27 protein-coding genes, 1 tRNA gene and 1 pseudogene are annotated in these 24,342 nt (G+C 68.4%); 8 read left to right on the forward strand and 21 right to left on the reverse strand.

The window, feature by feature from the left end:
* Nucleotides 1-3: 3 nt before the first annotated feature.
* The 7 genes from NO889_RS10935 to gcvH all read right to left on the reverse strand — a co-directional run bounded on the left by NO889_RS10935 (nt 4) and on the right by gcvH (nt 6,489).
* Nucleotides 4-885: a serine hydrolase gene (locus tag NO889_RS10935; RefSeq protein WP_256412283.1), complete on the reverse strand. Its 882-nt coding sequence runs from the start codon at nt 883-885 to the stop codon at nt 4-6.
* Nucleotides 882-1,961: a M42 family metallopeptidase gene (locus NO889_RS10940; RefSeq protein ID WP_256412284.1), complete on the reverse strand. Its 1,080-nt coding sequence runs from the start codon at nt 1,959-1,961 to the stop codon at nt 882-884. Before NO889_RS10940 ends, NO889_RS10935 begins: the two co-directional genes overlap by 4 nt.
* A gap of 110 nt (nt 1,962-2,071) precedes the next feature.
* Entirely contained in the window at nt 2,072-2,581 is a 510-nt protein-coding gene (locus NO889_RS10945; RefSeq protein ID WP_256412285.1) for a metallophosphoesterase, read from the reverse strand.
* A 94-nt stretch (nt 2,582-2,675) separates the two neighbouring features.
* Nucleotides 2,676-3,116 (reverse strand): hypothetical protein, encoded by a 441-nt coding sequence (locus tag NO889_RS10950; RefSeq protein ID WP_256412286.1) that lies wholly within the window; start codon nt 3,114-3,116, stop codon nt 2,676-2,678.
* A 103-nt stretch (nt 3,117-3,219) separates the two neighbouring features.
* Nucleotides 3,220-4,650, reverse strand: a complete 1,431-nt coding sequence (gene gcvPB, locus NO889_RS10955) for an aminomethyl-transferring glycine dehydrogenase subunit GcvPB (RefSeq protein ID WP_256412287.1) — start codon at nt 4,648-4,650, stop codon at nt 3,220-3,222.
* Nucleotides 4,651-5,970, reverse strand: coding sequence for an aminomethyl-transferring glycine dehydrogenase subunit GcvPA (gene gcvPA, locus NO889_RS10960; protein ID WP_256412288.1), 1,320 nt, complete (start codon nt 5,968-5,970; stop codon nt 4,651-4,653).
* Nucleotides 5,971-6,105: 135 nt separating this feature from the next.
* Entirely contained in the window at nt 6,106-6,489 is a 384-nt protein-coding gene (gcvH, locus tag NO889_RS10965) for a glycine cleavage system protein GcvH (protein WP_256412289.1), read from the reverse strand.
* Between the two features lie 242 nt (nt 6,490-6,731).
* Between gcvH and tmk the strand changes: the two genes are divergently transcribed.
* On the forward strand, nt 6,732-7,331 hold the full coding sequence (gene tmk, locus NO889_RS10970; protein WP_256412290.1) for a dTMP kinase: 600 nt from the start codon (nt 6,732-6,734) through the stop codon (nt 7,329-7,331).
* 82 nt (nt 7,332-7,413) lie between these two features.
* On the opposite strand, the gene NO889_RS10975 is transcribed toward tmk, so the two are convergent.
* Entirely contained in the window at nt 7,414-7,734 is a 321-nt protein-coding gene (locus tag NO889_RS10975; RefSeq protein ID WP_256412291.1) for a DUF7991 family protein, read from the reverse strand.
* A gap of 94 nt (nt 7,735-7,828) precedes the next feature.
* Nucleotides 7,829-8,362 (reverse strand): DUF5813 family protein, encoded by a 534-nt coding sequence (locus NO889_RS10980; protein ID WP_256412292.1) that lies wholly within the window; start codon nt 8,360-8,362, stop codon nt 7,829-7,831.
* A gap of 209 nt (nt 8,363-8,571) precedes the next feature.
* On the opposite strand from NO889_RS10980, the gene NO889_RS10985 reads away from it, so the two are divergent.
* Nucleotides 8,572-9,888: a carboxylate--amine ligase gene (locus NO889_RS10985; RefSeq protein WP_256412293.1), complete on the forward strand. Its 1,317-nt coding sequence runs from the start codon at nt 8,572-8,574 to the stop codon at nt 9,886-9,888.
* Nucleotides 9,889-9,919: 31 nt separating this feature from the next.
* Here NO889_RS10985 and NO889_RS10990 read toward each other — a convergent pair whose 3' ends face one another.
* Both NO889_RS10990 and NO889_RS10995 read right to left on the reverse strand, forming a co-directional pair.
* Nucleotides 9,920-10,915, reverse strand: coding sequence for an LLM class flavin-dependent oxidoreductase (locus NO889_RS10990; RefSeq protein ID WP_256412295.1), 996 nt, complete (start codon nt 10,913-10,915; stop codon nt 9,920-9,922).
* The gene (locus tag NO889_RS10995) at nt 10,912-12,045 is read right to left on the reverse strand and encodes an acyl-CoA dehydrogenase family protein (protein WP_256412296.1); all 1,134 of its coding nucleotides are present in this window, start codon (nt 12,043-12,045) and stop codon (nt 10,912-10,914) included. The genes NO889_RS10990 and NO889_RS10995 overlap by 4 nt, the downstream gene beginning before the upstream one ends.
* A gap of 158 nt (nt 12,046-12,203) precedes the next feature.
* Here NO889_RS10995 and NO889_RS11000 point away from each other — a divergent pair, with 158 nt between their 5' ends.
* The 3 genes from NO889_RS11000 (at nt 12,204) to NO889_RS11010 (ending at nt 14,640) form a co-directional block, all read left to right on the forward strand.
* Nucleotides 12,204-13,712 carry a class I adenylate-forming enzyme family protein gene (locus NO889_RS11000; RefSeq protein ID WP_256412297.1) on the forward strand — a complete coding sequence of 503 codons (1,509 nt, stop codon included), beginning with the start codon at nt 12,204-12,206 and terminating at the stop codon, nt 13,710-13,712.
* Between the two features lie 411 nt (nt 13,713-14,123).
* Nucleotides 14,124-14,381 (forward strand): type II toxin-antitoxin system HicB family antitoxin, encoded by a 258-nt coding sequence (locus tag NO889_RS11005; protein ID WP_256412298.1) that lies wholly within the window; start codon nt 14,124-14,126, stop codon nt 14,379-14,381.
* Between the two features lie 7 nt (nt 14,382-14,388).
* Nucleotides 14,389-14,640, forward strand: a complete 252-nt coding sequence (locus tag NO889_RS11010) for a type II toxin-antitoxin system HicA family toxin (protein ID WP_256412299.1) — start codon at nt 14,389-14,391, stop codon at nt 14,638-14,640.
* A gap of 24 nt (nt 14,641-14,664) precedes the next feature.
* On the opposite strand, the gene NO889_RS11015 is transcribed toward NO889_RS11010, so the two are convergent.
* From NO889_RS11015 to NO889_RS11025, 3 genes and pseudogenes are all read right to left on the reverse strand, one after another.
* On the reverse strand, nt 14,665-15,369 hold the full coding sequence (locus NO889_RS11015) for a class I SAM-dependent methyltransferase (RefSeq protein WP_256412300.1): 705 nt from the start codon (nt 15,367-15,369) through the stop codon (nt 14,665-14,667).
* Nucleotides 15,330-16,082 (reverse strand): hypothetical protein, encoded by a 753-nt coding sequence (locus NO889_RS11020; RefSeq protein ID WP_256412301.1) that lies wholly within the window; start codon nt 16,080-16,082, stop codon nt 15,330-15,332. Before NO889_RS11020 ends, NO889_RS11015 begins: the two co-directional genes overlap by 40 nt.
* A gap of 56 nt (nt 16,083-16,138) precedes the next feature.
* Nucleotides 16,139-16,861, reverse strand: a pseudogene (locus NO889_RS11025) (hypothetical protein).
* Between the two features lie 172 nt (nt 16,862-17,033).
* On the opposite strand from NO889_RS11025, the gene NO889_RS11030 reads away from it, so the two are divergent.
* Entirely contained in the window at nt 17,034-17,486 is a 453-nt protein-coding gene (locus NO889_RS11030) for a type IV pilin domain-containing protein (protein ID WP_256412302.1), read from the forward strand.
* A gap of 2 nt (nt 17,487-17,488) precedes the next feature.
* Here the strand turns inward: NO889_RS11030 and NO889_RS11035 are convergent, their stop codons facing one another.
* The 4 genes from NO889_RS11035 to NO889_RS11045 form a co-directional block, all read right to left on the reverse strand.
* Nucleotides 17,489-17,644, reverse strand: a complete 156-nt coding sequence (locus tag NO889_RS11035) for a DUF7386 family protein (protein WP_256412303.1) — start codon at nt 17,642-17,644, stop codon at nt 17,489-17,491.
* Entirely contained in the window at nt 17,580-17,726 is a 147-nt protein-coding gene (locus NO889_RS16550) for a hypothetical protein (RefSeq protein WP_425498820.1), read from the reverse strand. The genes NO889_RS11035 and NO889_RS16550 overlap by 65 nt, the downstream gene beginning before the upstream one ends.
* A gap of 555 nt (nt 17,727-18,281) precedes the next feature.
* Nucleotides 18,282-18,355: transfer RNA gene (locus NO889_RS11040), tRNA-Ile, on the reverse strand.
* A 111-nt stretch (nt 18,356-18,466) separates the two neighbouring features.
* Complete coding sequence (locus NO889_RS11045; RefSeq protein WP_256412304.1) at nt 18,467-19,129, reverse strand: FxsA family protein; 663 nt, start codon at nt 19,127-19,129, stop codon at nt 18,467-18,469.
* A 126-nt stretch (nt 19,130-19,255) separates the two neighbouring features.
* Here NO889_RS11045 and NO889_RS11050 point away from each other — a divergent pair, with 126 nt between their 5' ends.
* Nucleotides 19,256-19,957, forward strand: a complete 702-nt coding sequence (locus tag NO889_RS11050; protein ID WP_256412305.1) for a DUF1405 domain-containing protein — start codon at nt 19,256-19,258, stop codon at nt 19,955-19,957.
* A gap of 68 nt (nt 19,958-20,025) precedes the next feature.
* Nucleotides 20,026-21,072, forward strand: coding sequence for an enolase-like domain-containing protein (locus NO889_RS11055; RefSeq protein ID WP_256412306.1), 1,047 nt, complete (start codon nt 20,026-20,028; stop codon nt 21,070-21,072).
* Between the two features lie 386 nt (nt 21,073-21,458).
* Here the strand turns inward: NO889_RS11055 and engB are convergent, their stop codons facing one another.
* From engB to NO889_RS11070, 3 genes are all read right to left on the reverse strand, one after another.
* Nucleotides 21,459-22,079: a GTP-binding protein EngB gene (gene engB, locus NO889_RS11060; protein ID WP_256412307.1), complete on the reverse strand. Its 621-nt coding sequence runs from the start codon at nt 22,077-22,079 to the stop codon at nt 21,459-21,461.
* Between the two features lie 70 nt (nt 22,080-22,149).
* Complete coding sequence (locus NO889_RS11065; RefSeq protein ID WP_256412308.1) at nt 22,150-22,872, reverse strand: DUF4013 domain-containing protein; 723 nt, start codon at nt 22,870-22,872, stop codon at nt 22,150-22,152.
* Between the two features lie 164 nt (nt 22,873-23,036).
* The gene (locus tag NO889_RS11070) at nt 23,037-24,317 is read right to left on the reverse strand and encodes an RNA-guided endonuclease InsQ/TnpB family protein (RefSeq protein WP_256412309.1); all 1,281 of its coding nucleotides are present in this window, start codon (nt 24,315-24,317) and stop codon (nt 23,037-23,039) included.
* Nucleotides 24,318-24,342: the final 25 nt, after the last annotated feature.

Below are 24,342 nucleotides of genomic sequence, written 5' to 3' on the forward strand. Positions count from 1 at the left end.
CCGTTACCGACCGCCCGAGCCCTCCCGTCGCGCCGTGAACCGGTCGAACGCCGCGTCGCCGACCGCCGCGACCGCGTCGCCCGCGTCGCCGCCGTTCCCCGCGCGCGTCGCGAACGCCGCGAACACGAGCGGCGGCGTCTCGGCGTCGTCGGCCCGAACGACGCCCGCGTCCAGCGCCGCCGTCGGGAGGCCGCCGGTCTTGTGTGCGATCGGCGTCCCGTACGGGAGGTAGCGGGCGAAGAGCGAGGCGTCCTTCTGCTCGTCGAGCGGTACGCGGAGCCGCTCGTACGCCGCCGGCGAGAGCGTCGCCTCGTGAACCAGGTCGGCGAAGAAACGGGCGCAGTCGGCCGGCGTGGTGACGTTCGCCGGTCCGTTCTCCGGGATCTCGCCGAGCGGCTCGAAGTCGTGTCCCTCGAGCGTCGCCATCATCTTCCGGCGGAGCCGCGTGTCGGCCATGTCGAGCCGAGCCGCGGCCGCCTCGATCCGCTCCGCGCCGAGCTCGTCGATCAGCTGGTTGGTCGCGGCGTTGTCACTGATCGCGATCATCGCCCGCGCGAGGTCCTCGAGCGACGGGGTCGGGCCCTCGAGCAGGTGGAGGATGCCGCTGCCGCCGACGCGGTTCTCCGTCGCGATCGATCGGGGCGCCGAGAGGCCGTCGAGCCGCCCGTCGTACTCCTCGTAGAGGGCGTAGAGTATCGGGAGCTTGATCACGCTCGCGGCGACGAACGTCTCGTCCGCGTTCCGCCGGTGGAGCACGTCGAACGCGTCCGGCCCCCGCGGCACGCCGAGGAACACGCCGAGCCGGCCGTCGAACCCGTCGGCGATCGCGTCGATCGCGCGAGCGAGGTCGGCGTCGGTCTCGACGGCCGGTCGGTCGGACCTCATCCGTGTCGGACCTCGTCCCGTCCGGGAAACGGCGTCCGGATCGCCTCGGCGAGCGCGCGCGTCGCGTCGTTGGCGTCCGCGAGCGAGAGCGTCTCGACCGGCGAGTGCGTGTACCGACAGGGGACCGCGACCGCCCCGGCGTGACGGCCGCCGCGGACGCTCTGAAACTCCGTCGCGTCCGTCGTTCCGCGGAGCATCACTGCCTCCTGGACCGACACGCCGGCCGCGTCCGCGGCTTCCGTGAGCCAGGAGCGCGTCCGCCGGTCGACGAGGAGCCCGCCGAACAGGTACTCGGAGGTGCCGTCGCCGAACTCGACGACCGGGCCGCCACCGACGGCGACCTCCGGTCGGCCGTCGACCCCCGTGGGGTAGTCGTTCGCGGGGAAGACCTCGAGCGCGACCGCCACGTCCGGGTCCACGCCGTGACCCGCAGCGCGCGCCCCGCGGAGCCCGACCTCCTCTTGAACCGTGGCGACGTAGTGAACCGTCGCGTCGGCGTCCTCCTCGCGGGCGATCGCGAGCAGCATCGCGAGCGCGACGCGGTCGTCGAGCGCCCGCCCCGCGATCCGGTCGTTCGCCAGCCGCATCACCGTCCGATCCCACGTCGCGTGGTCACCCGGCTCCACGTCGAGGGCCGCGACCTCCGACCGGTTCGTCGCCCCCACGTCGACGACGAGGTCCTCCGCGAGCGACTCCCGCTCCTCGTCGGTCATGCGGTGGCGCGACTTCGGACCGATCACGCCGGGAACGGCCTCCGGTCCGACGCGAACCCCCTGACCGGGGAGGTTTCCCTTGTAGTGTCCGCCCAGCATCACGAACTCCAGAAAGCCCTCCTCGGTGATCGAGTCGACGAGCAGCGCGAGCTCGTCGGTGTGGGCCGCGAACATCAGTTCGGGGGCGTCGGGATCGCCCTCGCTCGTCGCGACGAGGTTACCCATCGGGTCACGCGAGACGGCGTCGACGTGCGGTTCGACGAGTTCCTCGAAGACCGCGGCGACGGGGTACTCGTCGCCGGGAGGTCCGCGCGTGGAAACCAGCCGTTCGACGTCCGCGAACTCGACCGTCGGTTCGGACATGTCGCGACGCTCCCGGCGGAGCGGCATAACGCCTCGGGAAGGGGTCACGCGGTGCCGGGTCCCGGCCGTAGGTTCGAGTTCGACTCCCGCGGGCTCCCGGTTCGCCAGCCTCAGCGGTCCAGCCGATGGTGTGTCACGGCCGCGACGCCCGACTTCGTCGTGTCGAGCGTCGCCACGTGAAAGGCGTCGTCCGCGCCGTCGACCGGGATCGGGAGCCCGCCGGGGTTCACCCGCACGGTGCCGTCCCGTTCCTCGGCCCCGTGTGCGTGGGTGTGACCGTGGAGGACGTAGTCGTAGTCGCCGCAGTCGACGAGCGCGTCGACGACGACCTCGCTCGTCCCATGGGTGACGGCGACGTCGACGGCGTCGAACGGGAGCGTCCCGGCCTCGCCGAGGTAGGTCCCGAACGAGTTCACCGTGGACTCCACCGCCCACTCGCCGTCGTTGTTGCCGCGGACGGCGTGGAAGTCGACCCCGGCGTCGAAGGGGGTCACGGAGAAGGGGGCGACGAAGTCGCCACAGTGGACGATCGCGTCGACGCCTTTCGATTCGAACAGGTCGACCGCCGCCTCGACGGCGGCGAGGTCGTCGTGGGTGTCGGAGACGATGCCGACGAGCATGCTCGCCGGTACGCGCGCGGCGATGAAAAGCCACCGGGGTGGCGCGAGCGGGGGTCGCGAGCGCCCCCGCCGATCACGCCGCGGACCCGACCGATCACGCGTCGACGGTCTCTACCGAGCCGTCGCCGCTTCCGTCGTCCCCGCTCCGACGCCGGCGACGCCTCCGGAACTCGCGGAGGGCCACGAGGGCGTACGTCGCTCCGACGGCCCTGAACACCGGCGTCGAGCGGTCCGCCCACCGGACGTCGTCCGGCTCCTCGTACAGGAGCCGGGCGGCGAACGCGCGGTACGCCCTCGGGACCGCGAACACGACGAGGCCGAAGACGCCGGTGACGTTCACCAGCCACGCGTAGGCGCGACCGCCGAGCAGGCCGGCGGCGACCGCGAGGACGCCCTCGGCGCGGACCGCCGATCCGACCCACGGCTTCGCCTCCGATCCGGCCTCCTCGAGCACGACAGTCTCGAAGGCGTCGACCGCTCGGTCCGGGAACAGCGCGGCGAGGGCTCCGACGAGTCCGAGGATCGCTCGTATCATACGCGTTCCTCCGGCCCGGCGCGGCAAAGCGACTCCGATCGTTCTCACTCCCCGAGAGCGGTGGTTCGCTCGGCGGGACGGATCGGCCGACGGTTCGCGCCGACTACTCCTCGTCGAGCGCCTGCCAGGAGAGCCGCGGGTTCCGCGCGGCCCCGACCTGGTCGATCCGGGCGGCGGCGGTGCGGTTCGGCGCGGTCTCCAGCGCCTCGTCGGCGTCGGCGTACGCGAGGTCGAACGCCTCCGCGAGGTCGTCGAGCGAGGACCGGTTCTCGATCTCCGTCGGCTCCGTCAACATCGCCTCGGGCACCATCTCGGGCCACTTCGTCGTCGGCGGGTGGACGCCGAAATCGAGCATCCGCTTTGCCACGTCGGCGGCGTCGCGGTCGCCCGCGGTCGCCGCGAACTCGTGGTGGAACGGCCCGTGGGGGACCGCGAGGTCGATCCGCTCGGCGAGGTAGTTCGCGTTGAGCACGGCCTTCGCCGCGGCGTCACGGAGCCCGCCGTCGCCGAGGCGCGCGATGTACGCGTACGCCTTGACCAACACGAGCCAGTTGCCCTCGAAGCCGTGGACCTTCCCGATCGACTCGGCGGGCTCGAAGCGCTCGTACCCCTTCTCACCGTTCGTCTCGCGGACCCGCGGGCTCGGGAGGAACTCGGCCAACTCCTCGGTGACGCCGACGGGTCCCGCGCCCGGTCCGCCGCCGCCGTGGGGCGTCGCGAACGTCTTGTGGACGTTGTAGTGCATCACGTCGAACCCCATGTCGCCGGGGCGGCCGCGCCCGAGCAGCGCGTTGAGGTTCGCCCCGTCGTAGTAGAGCAGTCCGCCCGCGTCGTGGACGACGTCGGCGATCGCCGCGATGTCGCGCTCGAAGAGTCCGACCGTGTTCGGGTTCGTGAGCATCAAGGCGGCGGTCTCGTCGCCGACGGCGGCCTCCAGCGCCTCCAGATCGACGCGGCCGTCCTCGCCGGAGGGGAGTTCGACCACGTCGTAGCCGGCGGTCGCGGCGGTCGCGAAGTTGGTCCCATGTGCGGACGCCGGGATAACCACCTCCGAGCGGTCGTTGCCGTGATGGTCGTGATACGCCTTCGCGATCAGGATCCCCGTGAACTCGCCGGCCGCGCCCGCGGGCGGCTGGAGCGTGACCGCGTCCATGCCGCCGATGTCGGCGAGGAACTCCTGGAGCCGGTACTGTAACTCCAGGTTCCCCTGGACCGACCGGTCCGGCCGGTCGGGATGGACCGCCGCGTTCGGGTCCGCGGCGACGTCCTCGGTGAACTTCGGGTTGTACTTCATCGTACAGCTCCCGAGCGGGTACGGTCCCGAGTCGATCGCCCAGTTCATCTGCGAGAGCCGGGTGTAGTGTCGGGCGATCTCCGGCTCCGACGGGGCGGGAAGCGTGAGCTCCTCGCGGGTCAGCTCGTCGGGTAACGGCGACTCCTCCCGTACGTCGACCGTCTCCTCGCCCTTCTCGGAGAGCAGCGGTTCGTGAACCGCCTCACCCTCGCGCGTGTAGTCGGCCTGGTCGTGGATCACTCAGATCACCTCCTCGAACGCCGCGACGAGGTCGTCCGTCCGCCCGGCGGTGAGGTCGGTCACGCACACCTGGAGCAGGTGTTCGCCGACGACGTGGACCAGGAATCCCGAATCGGCGAGGTCGTCGGCGATCGGGGCCGCCGGCTGGTCGGTCCGCATCGCGAACTCCCGGACGTGGTGGCGGTCGTGAACCGGTGCGGTCGCACCCGAGACGGCGTCGAGGCGGTCGGCGAGGTCGGCGGCCTCGCGCACGCAGTCGTTCGCGAGGTCGACGAGCCCGTCCGGACCCAGCCACGCGGCGTGGATCGCCGCGCGCAGCGCGACCCACGCCTGGTTCGTACAGATGTTCGAGGTCGCCCGTTCCTTGCGGATGTGCTGTTCGCGCGTCTGGAGCGTGAGCGTGAACGCCCGGTCGCCCGCGGCGTCCTCGCTCGCGCCGACGAGCCGGCCGGGGACCTGCCGGAGGTGTTCCTCGCGGCAGGCGAAGATCCCCAGTCCCATCCCGTAGGACGTCGGGAGTCCGAGCGCGCCGGCCTCGCCGACGACTACGTCCGCCCCGACGCTCGCCGGCTCCTCGAGCACCGACAGCGCGACGACGTCCGACCCGAGCGTGAACAGTGCGTCGGCGTCGGCGGCGATCGCGCCGATCGCGTCGAGGTTCTCCTCGATACAGCCGCGGAGGGTGGGGTTCTCCGCGTACACCATGACGACGTCGTCGCCGACGCGGTCGCCGAGGGCGTCGACGTCGGCGGTCCCGTCGTCCATCGGGTACGACTCGACGGTCAGGTCCGCGCCCGCACAGTAGTTCTCGAGGACCGCACGCTTCCCCTCCCGGAGGTGGTCGGGGACGAGGACGACGTCGCCGGACGTCGATCGGGTCCGGTCCGCGAGCGTCGCGGCCTCCGCCAGGGCGGTGGCGGCGTCGTACATCGAGCAGTTCGCTATCGGGAGGCCGGTGAGTTCGACGAGCATCGACTGGTACTCGAAGAGCGCCTGGAGGAATCCCTGTGAGATCTCCGGCTGGTACTGCGTGTAGCTCGTGAGGAACTCCGCGCGGTCCGAGAGGTGGCCGACCACGCTCGGCACGTAGTGGGCGTAGTGGCCGCGGCCGAGGAACTCGGTCGCGTCGTCGTTTCGTCCGAAGATCCGGGCGCACTCCTCGCGGATTCCGCGTTCGGTTCGGGCGTCGATCCCGAAGTCGCCGTCGAAGGCGACCTCGTCCGGGATGTCGAAGAGCGCCTCCTCGTCGTCGACGCCGATCGTCTCCAGCATCGCCGCAGTCTCGGCGTCGGTGTGGGGCGCGTACGGGCTCCCGCTCATCTGCTCCCCGCGCCGAGAGCGGCCGTGGCAGTCGTGGCGGCCGGTCCGGTTCGTCCGACCGGTCCGGTTCGTCGGTTCGTTTCTGCGGTATGGTGGCTCGTCATGTGGTGTTCGGTGTGTCGGAACGCTCCGCGTTCAGGCGATCTGCGCGTCGTACTCGTCGGCGTCGAGCAGGTCGTCGTATCCGACGCCGTCGCTCGGGGCGATCTCGATCAGCCAGCCGTCGCCGTACGGGTCCTCGTTGAGGAGCTCGGGGCGGTCGAAGAGGTCCTCGTTGACCGCGAGGACCTCTCCGGACACCGGCGCGTACACGTCCGAGACCGCCTTGATCGACTCCACCACGCCGAACGCCTCGCCGGCGACGACCTCGTCGCCGACGGCGGGAAGCTCGACGAAGACCACGTCGCCGAGCTCGTCCTGCGCGAAGTCGGAGATGCCGACGCGGACGGTCTCGTCGTCGACGGTGGTCCACTCGTGCGATTCCAGGTATCGTAACTCGTCGGGAACTTCGAAGCTCATTGTGGGATCGATCGCGGCGCACGTCGACCGACGCCTCGGTCCGAACGCCCCCGCGATTCGCGTGTGTGTCCCTACCGAGGACGGGGAAATAAAAGGTGCGTTCCCGGCGGTCGATCGGCCGCGTTCCGGGGGGATTCCCGCCGGCAGCGAGCGCTCTCCGTCCGGCTCACGCCACCGCCCGCGAACCGTTTTCCACGGCCGGATCCCGACGGTTTATTCTCCCGGCGGGTCGGAGCGCGACCATGCTGATCACGCTGGAGGGGCTGGACGGGAGCGGGAAGACGACCGTGTGGGAGGCGCTGAAGGACGTCCACCCGGAGGCCGTCTTCACTCGCGAGCCGACCGACAGCTGGTACGGCGACGCGGTGTACCGCTCGATGAGCGACGCCGGCGCCGACCCGCTCGCGGAGCTCTTCTTGTACACCGCCGACCACGCCGACCACCTCTCGGGGACGATCCGGCCCGCGCTCGACGAGGGGACCCTCGTCGTCTCGGACCGGTACTCCGACTCCCGGTTCGCCTATCAGGCCGCGACGCTCGCCGAAAGTGACGTCGAGATCGCCCGGCCGATGGAGTACGTCCGCGGGATCCACGCCGCCTTTTCGCGCCCGCCGGACGCGACGATCTACCTGGATCTGGACGCGTCGACCGCCGCCGAGCGCGCCGGTCGAACGGACAAGTTCGAGCGGGACGGCTACCTCGCCGCGGTCAGGGAGAACTACGAACGGCTGATCGACGCCGAGCCAGAACGGTTCGTCCGCGTCGACGCCACGCGAGCCCCCGAGGACGTGATCGCTCGCGTCGAGGACGTCGTCGCCGACCTCCTCGCGGACCCCGAGTGAGAAGCCGACGCTCCGTCGGTCTCGCGGGGGCGTCGCCCTCACCGTATGACGATCTCGCCCTCTCCGTGTGATTTCCCCGCCCTCATCGCGTGTCGGGTAGCTCGTACTCCTCCGGCGGCGGCACGTAGAGGTAGTCGATCGCGACGCCGAGCACGATCGGCAGTCCGACGAGCGCCGAGACGACGATCGTCGGGCTGACGAGGTCGACGCCCGCACCGACCCCGATGCCGGTGAAAAACAGCGTCGAGACGAAAAGCAGCATCGGCGTCAGGACGACCGTGTACACCACCCATCCCCACGACGTGGCCAGCCGGAGCCTGAAAAAGCGGGTCGTCACGCCGGCGATCAGCGTGTGGAGGGCGACGAGTCCGACGAGGCTCGCGAACCCGAAGAGCGCGATCATACCCACGCTACGGGCCCCCCGCTTTTGCCCCTATCGCCCCGTCCGGTCGGGGGACGGCGTCGCGGGACGCTCCGATCGATCGTCCGCGCACGGCTCAGAACCCCTCGGATCCCCCGCCCTGTCGCCTGGCCGACGAGATGAGGCCCTCGACGGGCCCCGTGTACTCGTAGCCGGGGATCACGCCCTGGACGTAGGTCCCCTCGACGAAGTCGACCAGCGCGCCCGCGTCGTCGACGCCGCGACGCTCGTTGACGTCGGTGAGCGCGAACGCCACGACGACCGTCTCCCCGTCCCGCTCGACCCGCGGGTCGAACTCGTGGTCTCCGCGGGTGAGCCCGCCGACGTCGGCGACGCGCCGCTCGAACGTCTCGTACCAGCCCGTCTCGACCACGTCGGCCACGTCGTCGACGGTCACCGCCGACAGCGTCGGGACGCGGACGGTGACGGAAAAGCGGATCCGGCCGTCGTCCTCGGGGGCCGGCTCGGCGGCGACCGCTGCGTCGAATGCGGTCGTCGTCGCGGTCCAGCCGTCCTCTCCGGCGGGCTCGAACGAGCCGTGGTCGCGGAAGGCCCGGCGGACGCGTCCCGGAACCTCGGCGGTGTCGTCCTCGCGTTCGCTCTCGCTCATACCTCGAGAAGGGCCCGCGTCCTCAAAAGGACCGCGTCGTCGGAGCGATCACGTCGTCGGAGCGATCACGTCGTCGGTGGGACCCACCGGCGGCGAGGCCGCGTCGTCGGGGGGAAGCGTCGCCGGGGCGACGACTGCCGGTCGTCACCGATGGGGGCACGTCGAACCGCTACTGGTGTACCTTTGTATCCGGACGCGCGAGGAGCCGTATGGCAGACCGATTCCGCTCGACTCAGGGCTTGATCGACGCGCTCGCGGACGCGTCGTTCGACCGGCCGCCCGCGCTCGTCAGCAACGCCCACGTCACCGGCCTCGGGGTCGCCCGCGCGCTCGACGCCCACGACGTGCCCGTGATCGCGCTCGACCGCGCGGCCGGCGACGGAACGGAACCCGTCACCCACGACGGGCTCGCGCCCCCGTCCGAGGCCGTCGACTTCGCCGGCGCGGTCACCTACCCGCTCGATGACCTCGACGGCTTCCGCGAGGACGTGGAGGCGATCGTCGACGCCGCCGGCACCGAGGCGGTCGCGTTCGGCTGTATGGACGAGTGGGCGCTCGCGTACGCCGAGGCCGACCCCGCCGGGGTCCGGCTCCCCTACTCGGGGATCGACACGATCGACGACGTGTTGAACAAGTCGCGGCTGTACGCTACCTGCGAGGAACTGGGGATCCCGTACCCGGAGACCCACCGGCTCGGGGGCGGTTCCGACGGAGACGCCGGCGATACGGGCGGGATCGACGAGGACGCACTCGAGGAGGCGGCCGACGCGCTCGGCTTCCCGCTCGTGGTGAAGCCCGCCCGAAAACGCGAGTTCGAGGAGGCGTTCGGCACGAACGTGCTCACGGTCGCGGACCGCGAGGAGTTCGAGGAGGTCGTCGCGAGCGCGGCCGCCGAGGGCGTCGAGGTGATGGCCCAGAAGCGCGTCGACGTCGCGACCGGGCGGGACCACTCGCTGGCGTCGTACGTCCCGCCCTCCGGCGTCGACGACGCGCTCGCGGTCGTGGGCAACGCCGCGGTCCGGTACCCGCTCCAGTTCGGCACCTCCTGTCTCGTCGAGACGGCCGACGAGCCGGTGATCGAGGAGCGCGCGCTCGCCGTGCTCGACGACGCCGGCTACCACGGGATCAGCGAGGCGGAGTTCGTCTACGACGCCGACCGCGAGGAGTTCCTGCTGCTCGACGTCAACACCCGCCCGTGGAAGTGGATCTCGCTGCCGGTCGCCGCGGGCGCGAACCTCCCGATGGCGGCGTACGCCGCCGTCACCGACGCGGCGTACGAGCCGGCGGTCACGGAATCGAGCGAGCCGAACCGCTGGGTGTACCTGCGCGACTACCTCTCGCTCCTCGCCGGCGACGACGCCTTCTGGGACCAGCTGTCGGGCGACGACTGGCGGCGGCTCGTCGCCGGCTCCTTCGAGCGCGAGGGCGACCTGACCACCGGGGTCTACCGCCCCACCGATCCGGGCCCGGCCGCGAAGCTGTTCGAGACGGCGTTCCTCGACCGCGAGTACTACTGCTCCTGTTGAGGGGTGAGCCCGCGGAGTCGGCCGATCCGGCTCACTCCGTGAGCGATCCGAGGTGGTCGACCGTCTCGCGCATGAGGTCCGCGTCCGCACGCCGCGGGAAGTACAGCGAGAGTCCGTCGACGCCGAGGTCCTCGTAGGCCGCCAGACGCTCGGCCGCCCGTTCGGGCGTACCGGCGACGGCCGCCGCGTCGACGATCGCGTCGGGGACTCGCTCGGTCGCGGCCTCCGAGCCCTCGTCTCGCCAGGCGTCTCGGATCGCATCGGCCTCGTCGCCGTACCCGGCTTCCGAGAGCATCCGGTGGTAGAACGACCCCATCGTGCCGACGTAGAACGCGATGTGGTGTCGGACCATGTCGCGGGCGGCTCGCCCGTCCTCCGCCACCGCCGCGACGGTGTTCGGGACGACGGCCAGCTCGTCCGGATCGCGTCCCCGTCCCTCGGCGCTGTCGCGGAACTCCTCGTAGAGCTCCTCGAATCGTCCCTCGGGCATGAACACGGGCATCCAACCGTCGGCCTCGGCGCCCGCCATCCGAACGTTCGTCTTCCCGAGCGCGCCGACGTAGACGGGGACGTCGCCCGGCGGGTCCACCCTGAGCCGGAAGCCCGAGAGGTCGAAGTCCGTTCCGTCGTGGTCCACGACCTCGCCGCAGAGGACCCGCTTTACGATCTGAACGGTCTCCGCCGTCCGGCCGACGGGACGGTCGAACTCGGCGCCGTGCCAGTTCTCGATGACGGCGGGACCGCTGGCGCCGATCCCGAGGAGGAACCGACCGTCCGTGGCGCGGGCGGCCGTCGCGGCTGCCTGCCCCAGCAACGCGGGCGATCGCGAGTAGACCGGGACGATGCCCGTTCCGAGCGTGACGGTCTCGGTTATCTGTGCGAGTTCCCCGAGCAACGTGAACGCCTCCCACCCCCAGGTCTCGCCGAGCAGGACGCTCTCGAGTTCGGCCCGTTCGGCGCGACGGGCGAGGTCGATCGTCAGGTCGTGGTCGATGTCGCTGACGTTGATTCCCACGTTCATCGTCATAGCGCCCCCTCCGCGATCACCTCTCGCAGTATCTCGTTGGTTCCCTCGTATATCTGTGGGATCTTCGAGAAGCGGAAGAACGTCTCGACGCGGTACTCGTCGAAGACGCCGTACCCGCCGTGTAGTTGGACGGCCTCGCTCGCGACGTCCTCCAGAAGCGTGGTCGCCAGCAGCTTCGCCTTCGCCGACCGGTCGGAGTCGACCTCCCCTTCGCGCTCGAGGTCACGCCCGACCTCGTAGACGAGCGCCCGACCGGCGTCCAGTCGCGTCTCCAGGTCCGCCACCCGGTGGCGAACGGCCTGTTTCTCCGCGACGGCGTCTCCGAACGCCTCCCGCTCCGTGGTGTACTCGCGGAGCAGGTCCATCGCGCCGCGGGCGGCGCCGATCGACGCCGCCGCCACCTCCAGGCGGGCCTCGTCGAGGAAGGCCATCGCCTGATAGAAGCCGTCGCCTTCCGCACCGAGGCGATCCTCGACGGGCACGCGGACGTCGTTCAGGAAGACTTGAGCGACGTCGGTCGGGGCCGGTCCGAGATACCCGTCCATCGACGTCCGGTCGACGCCCTCCCGGTCCGTCGGGACGACGAAGGCCGAGATACCGCGATGGGGCTCCTCCGGCTCGCTCGTGCGCGCGTACACGACGAGCGCGTCGGCGACGCTGCCGTTGCTGATGAACACTTTGTCGCCGTTCAGCAGGTACTCGTTGCCGTCGCGCTCGGCCATCGTCCGGATGGTGGCGAAGTCGGAACCGGCTTCGGGTTCGGTCATCGCGACCCCCGTGACCGCCTCGCCTCGGGTGGCGGGTCGGACCCACTCCTCGACGTGTTCGTCGCGACCGTATTCGACGAGCGGTTCACACCCGAACGTCGTCGACGTAACCGACTCGGCGATACCCGGGTCAGCCCGGTGGAGTTCCTCGTTGACTAGTAGCGAGGCCACGACGTCGAGCCCCGCACCGCCGACCGATTCGTCGAGTCGGGGGGCGAGCAGGTCCGCCCCGGCGGCGGTCTCGATCACGTCCCAGGGGTAGCGCCCCTCGCGCTCGTGCTCGACCGCGACCGGTTCGATCTCCTCGCGGCCGAACTCGCGCACCTGTCGTCTGATGAAGCGCTCCTCGTCGGTCAGTTCCATGCGAACTAGTATCAACGTTTTCTGGATATAACTACCGGCGGCGCCGATGCGGCGATCCGCGTCCGTCCGCGGCCGAGTCCTCGATCGACCACCGTAACCGTTTTGTATCGATGCGACACCGGTCCGCCTGTCATCGGATCCCGTGGACGACGTCGCCAATGAACTACCTCGACTATCTTGCATCGAACGAACGCGTGTTTCCCGACCGAGTCGCCGTCCGCGAGGGTGACGTAACGTGGACCTACGCGGAACTGCTCGAGGACGCCCGCTCGGCGGCCACCGTTCTCGGCGACGCCGGGGTCGACGCCGGGGATGCCGTCGTGGTGATGCTCCCGAACACCTACCACTTCGTCACGTCCACGCTCGGGTCGCTCGCCCGGCGGGCGGTCGTCGTCCCCGTGAACACCCGTTTCCAGCGACGGGAGGTCGCGTCGCTGATAGATCAGGTCGAGCCGAGTGCCGCGATCGCGAGCGGGGGAACGCTACCGGCGGTCAACGACGCGCTCGACGAGAGCGACGCCACCGACGTCACCGTCTTCGGCGTTCGAATCGACGACGCCCCGGACGACGTCGGACGGTGGGACGCCGCGGTTCGCACGACACGCCCCGCCGTCGCCGTCCCCGAGACGATGGGCGAGCGTGAGGCGTTCGTCCTCCATACGAGCGGAACGACCGGTCGTCCGAAGGGCGTGGTCCACACGCATGCCAACCTGATCGCCGTCAGCGACGCCTCCGTGATCTCCTACGAGATGGGGCCGGGAAGCGTCTTTCTCGCGGTCATGCCGCTGTATCACTGTACGGGTATCGGAACGATCCTGGGGCCGACGCTGAAGGCGGGCGGCGAGCTGCTCCTGCGCGAGGAGTGGGACCCGGTGGCGGCGCTCGACGACGTCGAGACCCACGGCGTGAACGTCTTCTCCGGCGTCCCGGCCATGTTCAAAGACTGGCTGGCCGTGGCGTCGGACCGCTCGGTCGACACCGACTCGGTGCGCACTGGCGTCATCGGCGGGGCTGGCGTGTCCGCCGACCTGATACGGCGTTCGGAGGCGTTCCTCGACGCCCCGGTCCTCAACGGCTGGGGCATGACCGAGACCTTCGCCGCCGGCCTCTGGGAGGACAGACGCGGGTCGCGACGGCTCCCGAGCGTCGGCCGGACCTCCGGGCGGCTCATCGAGGCGACGGTCGTCGACAGATCGACCGGCGCGGAGGTCCCGACGAACGAACCCGGCGAACTGCTGGTTCGCGGCGACGCGTTGTTCACGGGCTATCTCGACCACGAGGCGGAGTGGACCGACGAGTGGTTCCACACCGGCGACTACGCCCGCGTTGACGAGGACGGCTACGTCTACGTGCTCGACAGGGTCGACTACACGATCATCACCGGCGGCGAGAACGTCTACCCCCAGGAGGTCGAGGGCGTCATCGAGGAACTCGACGACGTCCGCGAGGCCGCCGTCGTCGGGAAACCCGACGAGTGGAAGGGAAGAAAGCCGGTGGCGTTCGTCGACCGTCTCCCTCGAGCCGATCTCACCGCCGAGGAGGTGAAAGACCACGTTCTCGCGGAGCTCGCGGCGTTCAAACATCCGCGGGAAGTGACCTTCGTCGACGCGCTCCCGCGGAACGCCACCGGAAAGCTCGACCGGAAGACGTTGGAGGAACGGCTTTGACATCCTCCCCGCGCTGAAGCGCGAGGATTCCCACGGCACCGTACCGCTGGGTTGGGATATTGTGGGTTACCTTCGTCCACCGTGGTCGGGTGGACCTTTTGTGCCGGAACACCCTCCTCAGATTCGTCCTGTCGTATCCAAGTATCTAGGATTGATGTAGTGCTAACCTCCTTTTTGAATGCCTTTCGAATAGCTTCTCTTCTATCTTCTATCCGTTCTGTATAGACCCAATAGCTACCGAAAACACCAATAAGAGCAGCTAATACTAGTAACAGATTTCCTGCCACTGGACTTGAGAGAACCTGAACCCGATTCACATATTGGAAGATCTAATTTATGGGACAAAAGTTCACGGCTTCTTACACACTCCGCCAGAACACTTTTCACCGGTTCCACGCCTCGTTACTGGTGATGGCGACCACTTCGGAGAACGACCGCGCCGACGGGGTGGAGTTCACCTACGAGGGCGACCTCGTGACGGCGCGCGACGTCGAGTCGGGCGTCGCTGCGTCCGGCGAGTCGAAGCCGGTCGCGCTCTCCCGGCTCGCGGACGCGTTGACCCTTCACGCCGGCGGCGGCGAGCCGATCGACGACGAGGAGGCGTTCCTCCAGGAGATCGGCGTCGACTCCGACGAGATCGAGGACGCCGGCGAGCCGCCGTGGGAGTAGGTCCCGAATGGCCTACGCGAGCTTTGACGGTCGAGAGATCCTGAAGGCGCTCCGGTCGATGCGGTACCGACCGGTCGGCCGCGAGGGGAGTCACGTGAAGCTCCGGTACGAGCACCCGGAGACCGACGAGGTCCGAGTGGTGAGCGTTCCGCTCACCGACGGCGACCAGATCTCACAGGACACGTACCGCTCGATCGCCGACCAATGCGGTGCCGACGACTTCGAGGTGTGGTGTGAGTGGATCGACGATCTTCTGTGACGGCCAGGAGTGGCTGCCGACTCGTTACCGAACGGCCGCCTCTCGATACCCGGCGCTCACCACGATCGTCCCGAACACGAACGTCCCGCCCTCCACCCTGTCCATCCGCGCTTCCAACCCGCGACGGGCGGCCGCAGTCCGTCGATCCAGTTGGCCCAGCGGGTCCTCGTCGGTCGCGTCGAACAGCGACGTGCTCAGCCGCGTGAACGCCCACAGCGCCGCGTTCGCGGCGCGGTTCCCGCGCGGTGCGAAGCCGGCGACGACGACGCCGTCGGCCAACTCGCACCACTCGCCCACCACCGCCGCCGGATCGGGGAACAGCGAGGTGACGAACGTCGACAGCACCGCGTCCGCGTCGACGACGGGCGGGGTGGCCGCATCTCCCTGTACGAGCGAGACGTTCCGCCAGCCGCGGCGGGCGATCAGCGCCCGCGCGCGGTCGAGCATCCGCCCGGTGAGGTCGACGCCGACGACGTGCCCCGACGGGCCGACCGCTTCCCGGAGCGCGGGGAGGTTCGGGCCGGGGCCGCAGCCGAACTCGACCACCGTGTCACCCTCGTTCACGTCCAGTGCCTCGACGCAGGCGTCCCGGACGCCGCCGAGGTCGGCGGTCGCTCGCGCGAACCAGTCGTAGACCCGCGCCCAGCGGCCGTAGCTCTCCCGCACGCGGTCGACGTGCTCGGGACCCGTCACGACTCGCGCACCGCCGCGGGCGGCGTCTTCGGCCACCAGCGCTCGGGGCTCTCCCGCGCGACCGTGGAGTAGCACTGCTCGGATCCGACACAGCCTCGCGGCCGCCGGTAGTCGATCCCGCGCTCCGCGAGGTAGGTGACGTAGCCGTCGTCGACGCGGTCGAGCTTCTCGTGGCAGAGCCAGCGCGTTCCGCACCGACCGGCGCCGAGGTTCCGGTACGGGCAGGTGAACGTCGTCCGCTCGACGCCGTCGGACGCGGCGTCGTCGATCCGGACGCCGACGAGTCGGTAGGCGAGTCTGAGCCGGCGAACCACGGTTTCGGGCGCGTTGGCGCCGAGGAACAGCCCGTGTGCCACGGCGTAGCCGAAGTCGTGGAGCGCGCGTTCGACCAGCGTGAGATCGTCGGGGTCGTCCTCGAGCAGGCTTCGGAGGTCGGCGTACCACGCGGCCGCCTCGGCGATCTCCGGGAGTTCGTCGGCGGCTTCCGTCAGCCGTCTTCGGCGCTCGGGCAGCGGCGCGGCGCCGTCGCTCAGGCGGAACGCGGGGACGCCCTCGGCGTGGACGAGCAGTTCCTCGCGGAGCGCGTCGCCGTCGGCGTAGGCGTCCGCGAGGCTGCGGAGGCGGTCGTACCACTCGCCGGCCATTCGGCCGTAGGCGCCGTCGAGCAGGTCGTCGGCGCGGTCGTCGTCCGGTGGCCGGGGGAAGCGGTCGATCAGGTGGCGTAGCTGCGTGGGGTCGGGCCCCGCCATACGCGAGAATGGATGTCGGGCTACTTGAACGTGGGTGCGCGGACGACCGCGAGTGACTACGTCGCACGGAGTTCGCGGACCGCCGCGGCCGAGATCGTGACCTGCGGTTGCTGACGGTCACCGATCGTCCGGTCACGTCCGCCAGCAACTCGCGAGCCCCTCAGGTAATCGGCCGAGCGTTCCTCGTGTACCGCCATCGTTCGCTTCCCGGCGTAGTCGGTCCCGCGGTGGTCGACGTAGATCCGCGCGAACGACTCGCGGACCGCCCTCGGGACCTCCCACACGACCGCGGGGAAACCGTCGAGATCGACCTCCTCGCCCGCCGGGGCACCCGTCGTGACGGGACATCGCCCGAGGACCGAGCCGTCGGCGGTGGGGATCACCTCGGTCGCGCGGTTCTCGTCGTCGGCACGCCGAACGACGGTCTCGACGCCGACGCGCTCGAAGGCGTCCCGCACTGCCTCGAGCCCGACGCGCCGGCCGGTCGTCACCGCGGGGACGAACGTCCGGCTCGTGACGCTCCCGCCCGCGAGGACGTGCGCGAGCAGCTCGACGAGCGCGGCCGCCACGCCCCCGTCCGGGTCGGGCATCCCGCCGTCGAGCCAGCCGCGGACGCGGCTCGGCGGGAGGTCGAGGGCGTTTCCGACGCCAGCTCGGCCGTGGTTGGGGTGGTCGGCGGCGTACTCCCGAACGCGTCGGTAGTCGAGCACCTTCTCCCACGGGTCGGGGTACTCCCGATCGCTATAGGTCCGGGCGAGAGCTTGTGCCGTGGGGGACAGACACGTGATTCCGCACGAACCGAATTTGAGGAGGCTGCCCCAATTTTCAGTCCTGATACGTACGCCATTAAGTACATATACCGGATCCGCTTCCGTTCAGATAGCCAGCAACCGACGAACGCGGATCGGGGGGTTCTCGTAACCGCGCTCTCGGCCCCAGCTGGGTTCAATCATGAAACCACGCAACCTGTTCGAAGCGGACGACCGTGCGGTGAGTCCCGTTATCGGGGTCATTCTGATGGTCGCAATCACCGTCATTCTGGCCGCCGTCATCGGGACGTTCGTGCTCGGTCTGGGTGACTCGCTCGGGGACAACCAGCCGACGGCACAGTTGAACCTTGACGTGAACGATAGCGCAGTCATAATCACTCATGACGGTGGTGACCCGATTTCGAGTGGCGATCTTGAAATTGTCGCGTACAGCGGGGATTCGGCAACTGATCAGAGGGCGACTATTAACCAGGATCTGAGTGTAGGTAGTTCTGCTTCGATCGCTTACAACACTACTGAATCTGGTGGTGCATCGAATGTGGATCGGTTCCGGGTCATCCACACGCCTTCGGATTCGATTATTCTCGACTCCGATGTGGATGAATTCTCGGATTTCCAGTGGGATAGCTCGTAAATTCACCTCCACCGACTTTTTGTTCGCGTCCGGTACTGACGCCCGAGAATTGACGTGTTACAGAGCTGCTGAACCGTCACCGGGTCGTACTCGTTACACCCCTCTCGAATGTTCTCCTCGCTGAGATGCGCGAGTGCCGCGTCGATAACGACGCTCATCGGGCGGATCGTCGTCCGGACCCCTCGCGACGACCTCGATCGTCGTTTCAAGTTGTCGCTCGCGTCCGTCGGAGCGTTTCAGACTGGTTCGACGGTTCGAGCAGCGAGAACGTCATCACCGCGTCGAGAACCCCGTGGGACGTGACGATCGCGGCCGCTTCCCCCGTGCGATTTTCGTACCCAACCGGGACGACGCTTTGTCTCGAGAGTTCGTTCCCCTTACTGCCGGAGCATCCGATCCGTGTCGTCAGAGGCACACGCTCGCGCTCCGTTTTCTCGCTCCGGTCGTTCACGCGGACCGCCCCCGTTCGGCGTCACGCTTCCATCGAAGCCGAGCGGCGTCGCGGACGTGTGGGATCGGACCACGATCCTCGTCGTCGCCGTGGACTCGCCGGAAGTCACTCGGGACGTGCGCGTCGAGTGAAGGCAGTCGCTCCGGCTACCGTGCGATCGGAGCAACATCACGCCGAGACCACCTTGGCTAACGTCGATCGGGGGACGGGAGCGACTATCGGTTTGATTCAGCCCGGACGAGATACGATAGCGGTATATCCAGGGGAGCAGGATACGGAAATTGGGTGGCTGGGGAGTCCCAGCCCACCAATCCCGGACGGCCAAAGACCGTCCGTTTCGTAGGTGGGCCAACACGGATTTGAACCGTGGACCTCCCGGTTATCAGCCGAGCGCTCAACCTGACTGAGCTATTGGCCCAGGTGAGCGCATCAGATGATTTCGTGGGTAGGATTTTAAGGGTTTCCTTTCAATAGTGCGCCGCCGTCACGCGGTTTGTGACGGGATCGCGAGACCGAACGGGGTCCGCGCTCACCCGGAGCGATCCTCGCGTTCCGGGTCGTCGTCCTCGACCGTGTACTCCACGTCGACGACGTCCTCGGCGTCGTCGTCGGCCCCGCGTCCCCTCGATCCGGAGGCTCCGGTCCCGCCGGCTCCATCGGCCCCGCCGACGCCGCCGGTGGGGCCGTCGTCGTCCCCGCCGTCTCCGGACGGACCGGGAAAGTCGCCGGAAAACCCCCCAGCGTCGCCCTGGCCACCGAACCCCTCCTCGCCGGGGAAGCCGCCGATGTACACGTTCCCGGTGGCGAAGCCGCCGGTCTCGCTGTCGATGTAGGGCACGACGACGTACCGCTTGACCGCCATCCGGATCGGGACCCGCGTGATCGGCAACGCGAGGAGGAAGCCGAGCGCGTCGGTGACCAGCCCCGGCGTGAGCAGGAACGCGCCGGCGGCGATGAGGAGCCCGCCGTCGAGCAGCTCGTCCGTCGGCGGCTCGCCGCGGGCGAGCTTCCGTTGGACCCGCGCGAGCGTCGCGCGTCCCTCCGCGCGCAACAACAGCATCCCGAGGATCGCCGTCAACACGACGAGTCCGACCGTCATCACCCACCCGAGCCGCGTCGCGACGAAGACGAGGAACAACGCGTCGGCCAGGGGGACGACGAGGAGCAACGCGAGCAGCGTTCGCGGGCGCATGCCCCTGGGTTCCGCCCCGGTCCCCATAGCCCTTTTCGTCGCGGTCGGGGGGTCCCCGCCCGACGCGATCGGTCGTCTCCCACCCGCGACCGCCACGGCTTTGAACCGGCGGGCCGAGCCACGGTCATGGACATCGTCGGCGCGCTCGGCCGCGACCCGCCCGAGCGCGGATCCGCGGAGGACGGCCGACTTCCCCGGTGGGTCGCGCCGCTGCCGGCGGCGCTGGAGGACGTCGCCTACCGGTTCGTCTGGGTCGTCGTCGCGATCAACCTCCTCGGGACCGCCTTCGGCTTCTGGTACTACCGCTTCCAGTTCGCGCGGGTACCCGTCGAGATGTGGGCGTTCGTCCCCGACAGTCCGGGTGCGACGCTCCTCATCGCCCTCGCGCTCGCGTCGTGGGCGGTCGGGCGGGAAAGCGACACCCTCGCGGCGCTCGCGTTCTTCGGCAATATAAAGCTCGGACTGTGGACCCCGTACGTGCTCGTCGTCTTCTACCCCGAGTTCCTCGCGACCTCGGGTCCCGCGCTGTACGCGTTCCTCCTCGTGAGCCACCTCGGCATGGTGCTTCAGGCGTTCGTGCTCCACCGGATGACCGACTTCCCGGTGCGGGCGGTCGCGATCGCGACCGCGTGGTACACCCTCGATCTGCTGATGGACTACTTCGTTCCGGTGATCGGCGGGGTCACCCACACGTCGCTGCCGTATCCGGACCCCCAACCCTGGTTCACGACCACAGTCCTCCAGGTCGCCGCCGCCGGCGCGGTCGTGCTCACCGTCGTGCCGCTGTTCCTCGCGCTCGCGACCCGCGTCGAGACGCTGCGAGGGTGAGTTCTGCGACGCCGCGAGCCCCTCGCCGACGACACCCGTTTAAGTTCTCGGCCGGCGTCGGACGACTCATGAGCACGTACGACCGGATCGCGGACCTCACCGTCACGATCGAGTCGATCGATCGGCGACGGTACACCGCGGACACGACGAGCGGGTTCGAACGGACGACCACGGAGTTCCGGCTCGCCGGCGACGGCCTCGTCGGCCGCGGCGAGGACGTGACCTACGAGACCGCCGACCACGACGCGCTCGCCGGGACGGACCCGATCGATCTCGAGGGGGAGTGGACGATCGACGAGCTGTCGGCCGCGCTCGACGACGTCGACCTCTTCGACGCGAAACCCCCGGAACGGGAGTCCTTCCGGAACTACCGCCGGTGGGCCGTCGAGAGCGCGGCGCTCGACCTCGGCCTGCGGCAGGCCGACGCGAGTCTCGGGGAGTTCCTCGGGATCGAGCCCGATCCGGTCGAGTTCGTCGTCTCGACGCGGCTCGGCGACCCGCCCTCCGCCGACCCTGTGACGGAACTGCTCGCGGTCGACGACGACCTGGAGTTCAAGCTCGACCCGACCCCCGACTGGCCCGACTCGGTCTTCGAGCGCCTGCGCGAGACCGGCGCGGTCCGCATCGCCGACCTGAAGGGATGGTACGAGGGGACCGACGTCGACGTCCCCGCCGACCCAGAGCTGTACCGAGACGTCCTCGCCGCCTTCCCGTCGGCCGTGATCGAGGACCCGGCGTTCACGTCCGAGACCCGGCCGCTTCTCGAACCGCAGACCGACCGCCTCGCCTTCGACTACCCGATCGACGGGGTCGAGGCGATCGAGTCGCTCCCCATCGAGCCGGGGTGGTGTAACGTCAAACCCTCGCGGTTCGGAACGCTCGAATCGCTGTTCGAGACGATCGCGTACTGCCGCGAGGAGGGGATCGAGATGTACGGCGGCGGGCAGTTCGAACTGGCGAGCGGGCGGACCGCGATCCAGACGCTCGCGGCGCTCTTCTACCCGGACGGCCCCAACGACGTCGCGCCCGGCGCGTTCAACGATCCCGACGCCTCGCCGCCGTACCCGAGGAGCCCGCTGAGACCCGACAGCGACGCGGTCGGCTTCGAGTTCTAGGCTACCGGTGCGGCGGCGCGCCTCCGAGCGAGCCGTCGGCTCGCGAGGAGCCCGCGAGGGAGTTGGCCGCCCGGAGCGACGCGGAGGGCGGCTGACAGAGCGAGAGCTTCGCTCTCGCTTGCAACCGGCGCTACGCGCCGGTGACGAGGCTGGGGAGGGGTGAGGCTGCGGGTGCGGTCGGGTGGGACTCAACGGGGCAGCCGTCTCCGGGAAGACGGCCGACGTAAGCACCGCAGGGAGGGAACGAACGAAGTGAGTGACCGACCAAGGAGCGCAGCGAGGCCCTCAACCGGAGCCGGCTGGGGCTTTGGAGGTGTCCTCCGCGATCGTGATTCCCGCTTCGTATTGTCGATAGGCTGGGCCGTTGATGCCGGCCCGTTTTCGATCTACGAGACGAACTTCAACAGGTCGTCGCGGTTGTGGTCGTGAAAGCGCTCGCGCAGACACGCCTCGAGCGCGTCGATGTCGCCGCGCTTCGCGCAGATCGGCGCGACCGTGTCGGACCACTGCTGCCACGGCGGGTACAGCCCGAGGCGGTCGCAGATCTCGTCGAGCCGCTCGTCGAGGTCGTCGATCTTGTCGGTCTTGTTCACCGCCACGATCGGGTCGACGCCGACGTCCTCGAGGAACGCGAACATCTCCACGTCGTGCGGGACGTTCCCGCGCTCCCGGTGGCGGTCGATGATGTCGACGGCGCTCTTGCCGTCGAGGACGACCACGCCCGCGAGGATCCGATCGGCGTTCTCCTCGACGTAGCGCACCACGTCCGTCTTGATCTGCTCGCGGCGGTCCTCCTCGACGCCGGACATGAAGCCGAAGCCGGGGAGGTCCGTGAACATGAACGACTCGCTCGCCCAGTCGAAGTGGTTCGGCTGTCGGGTCACGCCGGGTTTCCCCCCGACGGAGACGTCGTGGCCCGTCAGCTCGCGCATGATGGTGGATTTCCCGACGTTCGACCGTCCGACGAGGACGACCTCCGCGTCGCGGTCCGGCCGGTCTTCGAACATACCCGCACTCGACCGCCGAGCGGGTTAAAAGGCGCGTCGCGGAGGCGACCCCTCTGGCCGCGATCCGGGTTCAGTTCGCCGCCGGCTCGGCCGAGTCCGCGGATCCGACGTCGTCGTCCGACCCCGCGGAGCCGGCGTCCAGTTCGTCGCTCTGACTCGAGAACGCGGAGCCGAACATCCGGAACACCGCCACCTGACCGTAGAACTGGAGGAAGGGGACGAGGAGCAGACCGACGACCGTGACCGCGAGGATCCCGGTCGCGATCCAGAGGACGAACGTCACGACGAGCGGCATGAGGATCGCCACGAGGTAGTCGGTGCTCAACAGCGTGGGCTTCAACAGGTCGACGTCGAAGGCCGCGCCGATCTCGCCGCGAGCCGCGTAGGCTGTCAGCGCCGCGGGCACCGCGTAGTAGACCAAGAGCAACACCGGGAGGAACGCGAGCGCGAGCAGGACCCCGAGCACTCCCACGAGCGCCCCCGCGTCGCCGCCGATCGCGCCCCCGGTGCCGATGACCACGAAGACCAGGACCGTGTAGGCGAGCACCGGGACGAACGTGTACGCGACGGTGATGACGGTCCCGATGATTCCCTTCACGAGGAGGTCGCCCCAGTCTTCGAACTCCGGCGGGTCCTCCGCGCCCTCCACGGTGGTCTCGAGCACACGAACGAGGTAGCCGAGGATGACGAACGCCGGGAGCAGAAGCACCGAGAGGAACCCCAACACGCCGCCGATGAGAACGCGCCCTATCCAATCGCCGCGAACCGGGTACGAGAGTCCGTCTTCGAGCATGGTCTGGAGATCTCACAGGAAGTATATAAAAGTAGGTCGACAATCGGAGCCGATCGCGCTTCGGGAGTCTTCATCGCGATCTCGAAATCGGCCGTTGACATCCTCCCCGCGCTGAAGCGCGAGGATTCCCACGGCACCGTACCGCTGGGTTGGGATATTGTGGGTTACGACGTAACCCGTTCTTGAGGCGCGAATGCGCCAGTTCCCTTGTCAAACAGGAACGTCGATGGCTGTGCCAACCAGCCGTTACTCCTATTCACCGACAGATTCGGTGAACTCGGAGATACTTTCTGCCGAATGTTCTCAGCGCCGTTCACATCTGCATTCGCCACTGTACCGCACTCATCACAGACATACAGTCCGCGTTCAACACGGTTCGCGTCACGCTTCCGGCCACAGCACGAACACGCCTTCGAGGTATCCCGCTCAGACACCTTTTCAACCGTGATACCTTCCATCTCCGCCTTGTATTCAAGAAGGTCTGTGAACCGGTCGAACGCCCACGAGTGGAGGTCAAGATTGCCATGCTTGCCCCAGTTCTTTGACTTATCCTTCTCCGCATCCTCACGGATGCCAGAGAGATCGCCCACCACGATCGTTCCAATTTCCTCGTCAACACACCGCTGGACGATATGCTTCGAGAGGGTGTGGAAGTAGTGGGTCCGGCGGGCCGACTTCTTTTCGTTCAGCCGGGTGGCCTGCTCTGAGTCCGAATCGTCACACCGAGCGATTTGCTTGCTGAAGTAGTAGTCGTCCTGTTTCAAGCAATTGAGCGGGTACAATTCGCTGTGACCGTCTTCATAGGCGAGCGCGGCGAAGTTGTTGATCCCGAGATCAACACCCACAGTCTTCTCACCGGGGGCTTCAGCCACGTCGATTTCGACCTTACAGACGAAGTGTAGTTCCCATTCGTCGCCCGTCCATACAATCTTGACTTGTTGGACGTTCTCTACGGTGGAGAGGTCAACGTCCGGGCGAGTTTGGTACTTACACAGGACGAAATCCGACCAGTACTCTTTCAGGTTCGATCCTTTTGAGAGTCGAACTCGGTCGTACTGCGTGTCGAGTTTGAACCCGGCAGTTTTGAACGTGACTGTGGAACGCGGGTGTTCGTCGCCGTGTTTGCGGTAGCCGGGCGGGTTCGCTTTCGTATCCCCGGTTTGTCGTTTGCCGTACCAGCTGTTGAACGCCTCAGCGAGTTCTTGAAGGACTCGCTGACTTGACTGAGAGTGCAAGTCATCGTAGCGTTCGTGCGACTTCAGGTACGTGGTGAGTTCGTTGTGGTTCGGGATGTGATCGATTTCATCCCAAATCCGACTACACGTCCACCGTCCAACGTTCCAGAGTTTCGAGGCGGCGAACCCGAGCGAATCAAGGTCGTCTTGCACCCGAGACTGGTTCCGTATGGAAGCAGTGTAGGTGCGAGTAACGACTTGATACGCCATACGTAACCTATGTAGATAAAATTAC

It is taken from the genome of Halorubrum rubrum (assembly GCF_024494685.1).
GTDB classification, from domain to species: Archaea; Halobacteriota; Halobacteria; order Halobacteriales; family Haloferacaceae; genus Halorubrum; species Halorubrum rubrum.